Source organism: Pseudomonas sp. AC083 (genome assembly GCF_979253165.1).
Genome location: NZ_CEEDDH010000011.1, coordinates 1 through 8,674 on the forward strand (window position 1 = coordinate 1; position 8,674 = coordinate 8,674).

The following is an 8,674-nucleotide window of genomic DNA, read 5'->3' on the forward strand; positions in this document are numbered from 1 at the left end:
ACCTCAGATTTGGACGCCATCATAGCGCCTGATTGAAGTGTCCAAAATCATTAGGCCAGTTCAGGCTCGCTCCCACAGGGGTCTGAGGTGAGATCAGAGGGTTTGCAACGGCATGGTCAGTTCGACCCGCAAGCCATCGGGGCGGCTGTCGAAATGCAGGGCGCAGTCACAGCGCTGAACAATCGCCTGGACAATCGCCAGACCCAGCCCGCAGCCGGTGCTCTGCCCGTTGCGCCAGAAGCGTTGGGTCAGATGCTGCAAATCATCCGGCGCAATGCCAGGACCATGGTCACGCACGACAAAACGCACGCGATTGCCGATGTTTTCCAGATGGACCTCGACCGCGCAATCTTCAGGCGTATGGCGCAGGGCGTTGTCGAGCAGGTTACGCAGTGCAGCAATCGCCAGCACGGCGGGCATTTGCAGCGGCGCGGCGGACAGGTCGTCCGGCACGTGCAGTTTGATCCGCAGCCGTTCACCGCCGGTGGCGTCCTGGATCGCCAGTCTGGCCACTTGCTCGGCGCTGCATTGCGAGCCGTCATCGAACGACAGGCTGCCTTCGACCCGCGCCAGCAGCAGCAACTGTTCAAGAGTGCGGTGCAGGCGATCGGCGCCCTCCTCGGCGCGGGCCAGCGATTGATCGCGGGCGCTGCCATCGGTCATGCGCGCGACTTGCAGGTGGGTCTTGATCGCCGTCAGCGGACTGCGCAGTTCATGCGCGGCGTCACCGGTCAGGCGACGTTCACGCTCGATGGTCTTGCCGATGCGCTGGAACAATTGATTCTGGGTTTCCAGCAACGGCTTCAATTCGCTGGGAAACGCCTGCAACTGCAATGGCTCAAGGGAATCGGCATTGCGCCGCATCAGCGCCTCGCGCAGACGATTGAGTGGTGCAAGACCCTGACCGATGCCCAGCCACAGCAGGCACAGGCAACCCAGCAAGGCCACACCGACCGGCACCGAAGCGGCGAGCAGAATCGACATGTTCAAGGCTTCGCGTTCGATCTGCCGATCCGCCGTAGTGATGCGCACATCGCCCCGGGCCAGGGTGAAACTGCGCCACGGTGCGCCGTCGATCATTTGATCGTGGAAGCCCATTTTCTCGGCTTCCAGCGCTTGCTCGGGGTTGTTGTGGCTTCGCGCGAGAATCTCGCCGCGCAATGAGCTGACCTGACAGGCCATGCCGCCGGGAATGTTCAGCTGTTCAGCACTGAAGTGGGTGCCCTCGCCCTTGCTCGGCAGCGTCGGCAATTGCTCAAGCAAACCGGCGACCATGCGCGCCGAAGCGACCAGTCGCTGGTCGAGGGAGAACATCATCTGATTGCGCAGATCGCTGAGCATCCACGCCGCCGCCAGCGCCCAGATCAACGCGAAGGCGGCGCCGAGCGTCAGGCTCAGGCGCAGGCGCAGACTCATCACTTGCCTTGCTCTCCGCCATCGGCAGGCCCGAGGCGATAGCCCAGACCACGCACGGTTTCGACAATGCCTTTGCCAAGCTTGCTGCGTAGGTGATGGATATGCACGTTCAGTGCGTTGCTTTCCAGTTCATCGTTGAAGCCGTAGACGCTGTCCTTCAGTTGCTCGGTGGACAGCACCCGGCCGCGATTGTGCAGCAATGCCTGCAACAGCGACTGCTCGCGGCGCGACAGGTCCACCGGTTGCCCGGCGAGGCGGGTTTCGCGGCTGCTCGGGTCGTAGGTCAGAGCGCCGTGCTCGATCAGATTGACACTGCGCCCGGCCACGCGGCGCAACAGCGTTTGCAAGCGAGCGAACAGTTCGCGCAGGTCGAAAGGCTTGAGCAGGTAGTCGTCAGCGCCGGCCTGCAGACCGTCGACACGGTCGGTCACCGAGTCACGGGCAGTGAGGATGAGAACCGGGATTTCCAGGCCGCTCTGCCGCAATTGCTGGAGCAACTTTAGGCCATCTTCGTCGGGCAAGCCGAGATCGAGAACCATCACGTCGAATTCGGCGACCTTGAGCATCGCCCGCGCCTTGGACGCGGTGTTGACGTGCTCGACGGTCAGGCCCTGTGCGTTGAGCCCGGCGACGATGCCGCTGGCGATCAGCTCATCGTCTTCGCAAACCAGTACGTGCATAGGGGCTCCGGAAATAAAAAAAGGCGAGTGAAGCAGGCAAGGATTAAGGGGCAATTATGGCGGCACACGTCGACTTCGCAAAGCTGCACGAAAATACGGTCAGGTTGTCGCATCCCAGCAACCGACGCGAGCCTGCCATGCAAACTTTATTATCCCGTTACCCATCCGGAAACAATTCCAGCCTTTATCGCCAACGCAACTTCATCTAGCTTCAACTGGCAACTTCAACCCCGCACTTAAATGGACTTTCAAACATGACCAACTTGAATAACTTTGTTGCCATAGACTGGCGCTCCGGCCCTGATCGAATTTATTTTTTCTTCAAGGACACCGATACCTATTCGCGCTTTGATCTTGGCGACAATAGCGTCCCGTCCAATTATCCAGCCGCCACGGCAGGCAACTGGGACAACTTCGCCCCGTATACCAAAGATCTGCGCTTTGGCTTGACTACCACTTCCTTCGGCTGGAACGCCGGAAGTGACGAGGATATTGCCTGGCTTTTCTTCTATGACGGAACAACTCCGATGGTCTGCAAATACGATCAGGACAGCGATAAAGTTGCCGCCTTCTACAAGGTAGCCGACTCGGTATGGAAGCCGATTCTTCCATATTTTGACAAGATCATCGCCGGCACCTGGTTTCAACTGACCGGCCACCCTTTCCTGTTTCGATTCATCCTCGATGACGGCCACTACTTGTCTTTCGACTACAAGGCCAAGACCGTCAAGTACAACCGTTTCGGCGAATATCAGCTGGGCGCGCTAAAACCTTACAAGGACCGGATAATCACCGCGGCGCAGAATGACCGGACATTTGCAGACAGTTACTGGTATATCTTCCTGACCAACAATCAGTACCTCACTTACAACATTCAGTCCGACCGACTCGTTGCCGGCCCCAGAACCATTGATGACGGCAATTGGCCCGGCCTGCTGCGTGGCTGATTGGTCAATCCCGGCGAGCCTAGTAGGATAGGGTTAATTATCGGTTAATCGCCGCCGCCCATCCTGCACCCCACTTGCACAGGGACAAGGCTCCTCCATGCGTCATTTTTTTCTTCTGTTTGCTCTACTGGTTTCCGGTCTGGCTCAGGCCGGAAACAATCCGTTCGAGTCCAAGCCGGACTTTTTACCCGTCGACAAGGCATTCGTACTCACCTCCGAGCGTCTGGACTCGGGCGAAACCCAGCTGTTCTGGCAGATCACCGACGGTTACTACCTGTATCAGAAACGTTTGAAATTCGACGGACTGGCCGCCGATCAGCAGCCGGTGTTGCCTGAAGGCGAATCCCACAGCGATGAGTTTTTCGGCGAGCAGCCGGTGTACCGCCAGGGCCTGGAAGTGAAAATCCCGGCAGCGGCCAGCGGTCAGATCAAGGTCAGTTATCAGGGCTGCGCCGATGCCGGTCTGTGCTATCCACCGCAAACCCGGGTGATTGACCTGGGTGGCAAAGCCGCAGCAACAACAGGCGCTGAAGCCCCGGATCAGGCTTTGGCCAGCAGTCTGCAACAACGGGCGCTGGGCTGGAGTCTGCTGGTGTTCTTCGGACTCGGCCTGCTGTTGGCGTTTACCCCGTGTTCGCTGCCGATGCTGCCGATTCTCGCCGGGATGATCGTCGGCAGTGGCGCCACACCACGGCGCGGGTTTGCCTTGGCCAGCAGCTACGTGATCTGCATGGCGCTGGTGTATGCGGCGATGGGCGTGATTGCTGCGCTGCTCGGTGCGAACCTGCAGGCGTGGTTGCAGAATCCTTGGCTGCTCGGTGCGTTTGCCGCCATTTTCGTGGTGCTGGCATTGCCGATGTTCGGCTTCTTCGAGCTGCAACTTCCGGTGGCCCTGCGTGATCGTCTTGAACATGCGTCGCGCAGCCGCAGCGGCGGCAGCCTGATCGGCGCCGGTGTGCTGGGCGCGTTGTCCGGTCTGTTGGTCGGGCCGTGCATGACCGCGCCACTGGCCGGCGCGCTGCTGTACATCGCGCAGAGCGGTAACGCGTTGCACGGCGGTCTGATTCTGTTTGCACTGGGCATCGGCATCGGTGTGCCGCTGTTGCTGCTGGTCACCGTGGGCAACCGCTTCCTGCCAAAACCCGGCGCGTGGATGAATCTGCTCAAGGGCATATTCGGCTTCCTCTTTCTTGCCACTGCATTGTTGATGCTGCGCCCGGTACTGGATCCGTCGCTGTGGCTGGGCCTGTGTGGCGCATTGCTGTTGATCGCCGCTTACAGCGCCTGGAAACAATCCGCAGGCTTTGGCCGCGTCGCACAGGTATTTGGCGCCCTGTCCTTGCTGCTCGGTTTGTGGGGCAGCTTGTTGGTGATCGGTGCGGCGGGCGGCAGTGATGATCCGTATCAGCCATTGCAGGTCTACAGCGCCGGCCCTGTCGCCAGCGCGGCGCCGACGGGCCACGATGCCTTCAGCACAATCAAGGAACCGGCCGCCCTGCAACGCGAACTCGATGCAGCCAAGGCTCAAGGCCAGTGGGTACTGCTCGATTACTACGCCGACTGGTGCGTGTCGTGCAAGGTCATGGAGAAGAAGGTGTTCGGTGAAGCCAAGGTCATGCAGGCCCTGAGCGATGTGCGCCTGCTGCGCCTGGATGTGACCGCCGACAACGCTGCCAGCCGCGAGCTGCTCAGTCGCTATAAAGTGCCGGGGCCGCCGACGTTCATCTGGATCGGCGCTGACGGCGAAGAACGCCGCAGCCAGCGCATCACCGGCGAGGTCGATGCCGATACCTTCCTGCAACGCTGGTCCGCCACCCGAGATGCCAACTGATGCTGACGTTCACCCTCGGCACCTTCGCCATCGCGCTCAACCACCTGCTGCTGATCAGTGCTCTGGCGCTGGCGACATTTGTCGGCTGGCGAGTGGCCAAGCGCGGCGGCGATAACCCCGAGTCAGCGCTGTTCAGCCTGTTTTTGCTGGGCATGCTCGCGGCGCGCATTGCGTTTGTCGCGCTGTACTGGTCGCACTATCGCAATGACCCGTGGCAGATCATCGATCTGCGCGACGGCGGTTTCCTCGCTTGGCCCGGAGTGATCGTGCTGTTGCTGGCGGCGTTGTATCGCGGCTGGCGCCGGCCCGCTTTGCGTCGACCGTTGGGCTTCGGCGTGGTCAGCGGCGTGGCGTTCTGGCTGCTTGCCACCCTGTCGCTGAATATCTACGAACAGGGTACGCGCCTGCCGGATATATCCCTGCGCAACGCCGCTGGCGAAACCATCAAGCTCAGTGAGTATCAGGGCGGGCCGCTGGTGATCAACCTGTGGGCGACCTGGTGCCCGCCGTGCCGGCGAGAAATGCCGGTGCTGGAAAACGCCCAACAGCAGCGACCGGACCTGACCTTCCTGTTCGTCAATCAGGCCGAAAGCATGCAAAGCGTGGCGACATTTCTGGAAACCCAAGGCCTGAGCCTGAACAACGTGCTGTTCGACCGCCGCGGCCGTCTCGGTCAGGCCGTGGGTTCCATGGCGTTACCGACTACGCTGTTCTATAGCCCGGACGGTCGCTTGCTGACCAGCCACCTCGGTGAACTGTCGAACGCCAGCCTCGCCCGCGCCCTGGAAACCTTCGACACTTCGCCTTCAAGCCCGAATCAGGCCGTTGCCCCGGCCAACTCTGCAAGGAAACTGCCATGCCCCGCCTCCGCCACCTGCTGACGCTGACCCTGGGCACTGCCCTGCTGCACTTGCCGTCGGTGCAGGCTGCTGAAGAACTGCCCGCCGCAATCAAGAAGATCGAAGCCAAGGGCGCGAAAATCGTCGGCCAGTTCGACGCCCCCGACGGCCTGCGCGGGTACGCCGCGCAATACCAGAACCGCGGCATGGCGCTGTACCTGACCCCGGACGGCAAACATGTCGTGGTGGGTAACCTGTACGACGCCGACGGCAAGGACCTGAGCAGCGAGCCTTTGCAGAAACTGGTCTACGCGCCGATGTCCAAGGAAGTCTGGGCCAAGTTCGAGGCGAGCAACTGGATTCAGGACGGCAACAAGGATGCATCGCGCACGGTGTACCTGTTCAGCGATCCGAATTGCCCGTACTGCAACATGTTCTGGGAACAGGCGCGGCCATGGGTCAAGGCCGGCAAAGTGCAGTTGCGCCACATCATGGTCGGCATCATCCGCGAAGACAGCCCGGGCAAATCAGCCGCGCTGCTGGCGGCGAAAGACCCGGCCAAGGCTCTGCAAGATCATGAGAGCGCCGGTAAGGGCAGCGCCCTCAAGGCGTTGAAAGACATCCCGGTCGCCGTGCAGACCAAACTCGCGGCCAACATGCAGTTGATGGAAGACCTCGAACTACAGGCCACCCCGGCGATTTTCTACATGGATGACAAAGGCGAACTGCAACAACAGCAAGGCGCGCCTTCGCCGGACAAGTTGGTGAAGATTCTCGGGCCGAAATAGCCTTCACAACCACCGACCGGTGCGGGTCTATCAGTACTCACACCGTTCGATAATGTCCTGCAAGTGCTCAGTCTTTCCCTGTTCCGTGAGAAAAGTTGTCACCTCAGCGCACCACGCTTGGTCTGAGGAAATACCGGCCCAGGCGTGCGTCCCCGCCCAATGCCAGGGACGGTCGTCAAACGTATTGATCAGCGCCTGATTGAATGTGTGAACGTTGAACTTGGGATTTCTCGCGTTCTGCAACATCAACGAACCGAACACGCGCTGTTGCGTTGCTTCGCATGGTTTGATTTGCTGGGCTTTGGTCGAACTCAGGACAATGAAATCAGGTTTGACACCTTCATCGAGCGCGGCCTGCAATCTGTAATGTCCATCGATGATCACGTAAGAACACAGTCCGCCCACATACCAGAGCAGGATCGGCGGCAAGCTGCCCTCCCTGGCTTTTTTGCGCCACCATTTGAGGCGACCTGCTAAAGGGTCAACCGTGTGCAGACCGATTAAGTGTCCCAAATCCCAATCAAGCCAATGCACGGTATGCGGTTGCACATTGTCGAGAATGCCCTCGCCGCGCGCGTACCAGTTTGGCAGATGACTGGACGCATCGGCCGGGGTGGAAAAATACCAGCCATGCCGACCTGCGACGGTTTTGTATCGGCTAACTGCTGTCAATAAAGGGCGCGCCACCCAGTGGCCGGGATAGAGAAAGTCAGCCTGATTGTTCATCAACTGGTTGATGAAATAGCGACACCAGCGCGGGAAGCGCTCTTGGACGGGTAATTCAAAGTGCTCCTGAACGTCAGCCGAACCGATGAATGGCACGGATGGCGATTCCAGTTGAACGGGCCGCGGATTGCGAACCAGCCAAGCACCGTAATATGAGGTGGCAATGGTCGCCCAGAAGAGTGGGCTTTCATTGAGCATCAACTTCATCCGCCCGTTGTTGCCACTTTGCAGATGAAGCGGCGGTTTGCTTGATTTCGGTCGGTTGACCTCAATACTCAACCCGACCCACTTGTCCTCAAGATCCCTGAGGTCACGCCACCAGAACTGTTGCACGTCATTCCCTTATCAAATGCTTTTATAGATGAGTTTCACACTCGTGATTGCATGGTGACCTGAGAGGCCCCTTCGCGAGCAGGCTCGCTCCCACAGAAATTGCATTCATGCTGAAGGAATGCGATTAACTGTGGGAGCGAGCCTGCTCGCGAATGAAGCTCACTCGGTCTAGCGGTTGCGCTCGGCCAGAAACGCCAGCAGTGCCTCAGTGACAAACCCGGGATTCTCCAGATTGGAGATATGCCCCGCCTCCGGCACCAGCACACACGGGCAACCAATCAACTGAGCCATTTCCCGTGCTTCCGACGGTGGCCGGGGTTTGTCCTGGTCACCGCACAGCACCAGCGTCGTCGCCGGGTTCAGCTCGTCCAGGCGTGGCAACAGGTCGTTGCGGCCAAACGTGATGCGTCCCATCGGTACGATGCTGTCGCGCAGACGCTCGGGCGAGTAGCTCTTCAATTTCGCGCGGAAGTCCTGATAAAGCGCCGACTGCGGGTCGATGCCCGGGCGGAAGAAGATCGGTACGACGATATCGAGCAGTTGTTCGGAGATGGTACCGGTGTCTTCGATCTGCTTGAACAGCGAGAAGTAATACTGCCGGGTCGGTTCTGGCTCGACGCCGACGTAGGTGTCCATCAGCACCAGACCGTTGAGACGTTGCGGTGCGGACAGTGCCAAACGCACGCCCCACATGCCACCGACGGATAGTCCGACGAGGGTGACGCGATCAATGTCCAGATGATCGAGCAAGGCCTTCGTCTGACGGGCAATGTCGTCCAGCGAGGTTGTGCCTTCGGGTAACTTGCCGGACTCGCCATGCCCCCACAGATCCACGGCAATGACGCGATAGTGCGGGGTCAGCGCGGCGATCTGCGGCGCCCACATCGCCTGGTCCCAAAGGTAACTGCCGGCCAGCAACACGGCGGGGCCGGTGCCTTGATCAATGTAGTGCAGTGCTTGTCCGTCAACCGTGAAAAAGGGCATCGACCACCTCCGCGAGAAAAAACAGAACCGGCAGACTGAGCTGCCGGTTGTTGATCGTCAAGGATGGAAATGTACGGCAATGTACAGACGCCATTCGCGAGCAGGCTCGCTCCCACAGGGGATTTGTGAA

Annotated in this window: 8 protein-coding genes; 4 read left to right on the forward strand and 4 right to left on the reverse strand. The window is 59.9% G+C overall.

Going from position 1 to position 8,674, the window contains the following annotated elements; translation table 11 throughout:
• Window positions 1–93 precede the first annotated feature (93 nt).
• Both AC0IXA_RS16795 and AC0IXA_RS16800 read right to left on the reverse strand, forming a co-directional pair.
• The gene (locus tag AC0IXA_RS16795) at window positions 94–1,416 is read right to left on the reverse strand and encodes an ATP-binding protein (protein ID WP_038860405.1); all 1,323 of its coding nucleotides are present in this window, start codon (window positions 1,414–1,416) and stop codon (window positions 94–96) included.
• Entirely contained in the window at window positions 1,416–2,096 is a 681-nt protein-coding gene (locus AC0IXA_RS16800) for a response regulator (protein WP_471813945.1), read from the reverse strand. The genes AC0IXA_RS16795 and AC0IXA_RS16800 overlap by 1 nt, the downstream gene beginning before the upstream one ends.
• Window positions 2,097–2,350: 254 nt before the next feature.
• Between AC0IXA_RS16800 and AC0IXA_RS16805 the strand changes: the two genes are divergently transcribed.
• The 4 genes from AC0IXA_RS16805 (at window position 2,351) to dsbG (ending at window position 6,501) form a co-directional block, all read left to right on the forward strand.
• Window positions 2,351–3,043 carry a hypothetical protein gene (locus AC0IXA_RS16805; RefSeq protein ID WP_016770813.1) on the forward strand — a complete coding sequence of 231 codons (693 nt, stop codon included), beginning with the start codon at window positions 2,351–2,353 and terminating at the stop codon, window positions 3,041–3,043.
• A gap of 97 nt (window positions 3,044–3,140) precedes the next feature.
• Window positions 3,141–4,874, forward strand: a complete 1,734-nt coding sequence (gene dsbD, locus AC0IXA_RS16810) for a protein-disulfide reductase DsbD (RefSeq protein ID WP_471813947.1) — start codon at window positions 3,141–3,143, stop codon at window positions 4,872–4,874.
• A complete protein-coding gene (locus AC0IXA_RS16815) occupies window positions 4,874–5,755 on the forward strand; it encodes a TlpA disulfide reductase family protein (protein ID WP_071173088.1) in 882 nt (293 codons plus the stop codon). The genes dsbD and AC0IXA_RS16815 overlap by 1 nt, the downstream gene beginning before the upstream one ends.
• On the forward strand, window positions 5,731–6,501 hold the full coding sequence (dsbG, locus tag AC0IXA_RS16820; RefSeq protein WP_341639409.1) for a thiol:disulfide interchange protein DsbG: 771 nt from the start codon (window positions 5,731–5,733) through the stop codon (window positions 6,499–6,501). The genes AC0IXA_RS16815 and dsbG overlap by 25 nt, the downstream gene beginning before the upstream one ends.
• Before the next feature lie 30 nt (window positions 6,502–6,531).
• Here the strand turns inward: dsbG and AC0IXA_RS16825 are convergent, their stop codons facing one another.
• Both AC0IXA_RS16825 and AC0IXA_RS16830 read right to left on the reverse strand, forming a co-directional pair.
• The gene (locus AC0IXA_RS16825; protein WP_341639408.1) at window positions 6,532–7,560 is read right to left on the reverse strand and encodes a ParB/Srx family N-terminal domain-containing protein; all 1,029 of its coding nucleotides are present in this window, start codon (window positions 7,558–7,560) and stop codon (window positions 6,532–6,534) included.
• A gap of 168 nt (window positions 7,561–7,728) precedes the next feature.
• Window positions 7,729–8,544 carry an alpha/beta fold hydrolase gene (locus AC0IXA_RS16830; RefSeq protein ID WP_471813950.1) on the reverse strand — a complete coding sequence of 272 codons (816 nt, stop codon included), beginning with the start codon at window positions 8,542–8,544 and terminating at the stop codon, window positions 7,729–7,731.
• Window positions 8,545–8,674 lie beyond the last annotated feature (130 nt).